This is a genomic window from Amycolatopsis sp. NPDC021455, assembly GCF_040640995.1.
GTDB lineage: Bacteria > Actinomycetota > Actinomycetes > Mycobacteriales > Pseudonocardiaceae > Amycolatopsis.
In genome coordinates this window covers 1-1,857 of record NZ_JBFACT010000159.1, presented here as the reverse complement: position 1 = coordinate 1,857, position 1,857 = coordinate 1, and the positions used below count along the sequence as shown (strand labels likewise).

Genomic DNA, 1,857 nt, shown 5'->3' with positions numbered 1-1,857 from the left:
ACGCCGGTGATGGTGTGCATGGACGGCTTCGTACTGACCCACGCATGGGAACAAGTCGACATTCCGGACCAGGACCAGGTCGACGCCTTCCTGCCGCCGTACGAACCCCGCCAGGTGCTCGACCCGGCCGAGCCGTCGTCCATCGGGGCAATGGTCGGTCCGGAGGCCTTCACCGAGGTGCGCTACCTCGGGCATGCCCGGCTGATGGAAGCGCTCGACGTCGTCCCGGACGTCGCGGACCGCTTCGCCGAGGCGTTCGGCCGCAACTCCGGCGGGCTGACCCGCTCGTACCGCACCGAAGACGCCGAGACGATCGTCATCGCGCTCGGCTCGGTGCTGGGCACGCTCAAGGACACCGTCGACGAGCTGCGCCGGGACGGCCTGCGCATCGGCGTGCTGGGCCTGACCTGCTTCCGGCCGTTCCCCGCCGACGCGGTGCGCGCGGCCCTCGGCCACGCCCGGCGCGTCGTCGTCCTGGAACGAGCTTTCGAGCCCGGGGTCGGCGGGATCGTCACGCAGAACGTCGTCGCGGCGGCCCCGGCGGCCGAGGTCCACGCCGTGGTGGCGGGGCTGGGCGGCCGCGCGATCACCCAGGACTCGCTGACCCGGCTGCTGCGTGCGGACCGGTTGCCGCCGTTGACCTTCCTCGACCTCGACCACTCGCTGATCGACCGGGAGCTGGGCCGGCTGGCCGCCGCGCGCCGCTCGGGGCCGACGGCCGAAAACCTCCTGCGCGACCTCGGTGCGGTCGCTTCGCGAATCGGGTGATGCCGTGTCGAACGCTACCAATCCGACCGGCAGTCACGGCGGAAACCCTCACCTCGCACAGACCGGCTGCGGACCGTATCCGCCTGCTTTCGGCCGGATTGGCAGTGCGGCTGCGACGCCGATCAAGTTCTACCAGACCGGCAGCTTCGCGGTCGGTGGCCGGCTGCTCGGTGCGGACCAGCGCAGCGTCCAGTCCGACCGGCAGCGGATCAACTCGATCGACTGCGGGCACCGCGCGTGCCAGGGCTGCGGCGAGGCTCTGGGCGCGCGGTACGCGTTGGACGCGGCCATGCGGGCCACCGGGAACCGGATGGTCGCGGTCAACGCGACCGGCTGCCTCGAAGTCTTCTCGACGCCGTACCCGGAAACGTCGTGGCGGATCCCGTGGCTGCACTCGCTGTTCGGCAACGCCCCGGCGGTGGCCACCGGGGTCGCCGCGGCGATGAAGGCCAAAGGCCGCGACGACGTCCGCGTGGTCGGGCAGGGCGGCGACGGCGGGACCGTCGACATCGGGTTCGCCTGCCTGTCGGGGATGTTCGAGCGCGACGACGACGTGCTCTACATCTGCTACGACAACGAGGCCTACATGAACACCGGCGTCCAGCGGTCCGGAGCGACCCCGGCCGCCGCGCGCACGGCGACCACGCCCGCGGTCGGCCCGGAGCCCGGCGCGGTGTTCGGGCAGGGCAAGAACGTCCCGATGATCGCGCTGGCGCACGAGATCCCGTACGTGGCGACGGCGACCGTCGCGGACCTGCGGGACCTCGAGGCGAAGGTGACGCGGGCGATGGAGTTCCGCGGCGCCCGGTACCTGCACGTCCTGGTGCCCTGCCCGCTCGGCTGGGGCAGCGCCTCGCACGACACGATCCGGATCGCCCGGCTGGCCAAGGAAAGCGGGATCTTCCCGGTCTTCGAAGCCGAGCACGGCGAGATCGTGTCGGTCTCGAAGATCCGCCGCCGCGTGCCCGTCGAGGACTACCTGCGGCCGCAGACGCGGTACGCGCACCTGTTCGGCGACCCGCCGCGCACCGACGTGATCGGGAAGATCCAGGCGCTCGCCGACCGCAACATCCGCCGGTTCGGCCTGCT

General features: G+C 71.9%; 2 protein-coding genes. Both read left to right on the top strand.

Going from position 1 to position 1,857, the window contains the following annotated elements:
* Window positions 1-768 (top strand): transketolase C-terminal domain-containing protein (locus AB0G28_RS49300; protein WP_361106651.1); only part of this gene is annotated, 768 nt, incomplete at its 5' end.
* Between the two features lie 4 nt (window positions 769-772).
* Window positions 773-1,857, top strand: a 1,085-nt coding sequence (locus tag AB0G28_RS49295; RefSeq protein WP_361106648.1) for a thiamine pyrophosphate-dependent enzyme, incomplete at its 3' end; no start/stop codon positions are given.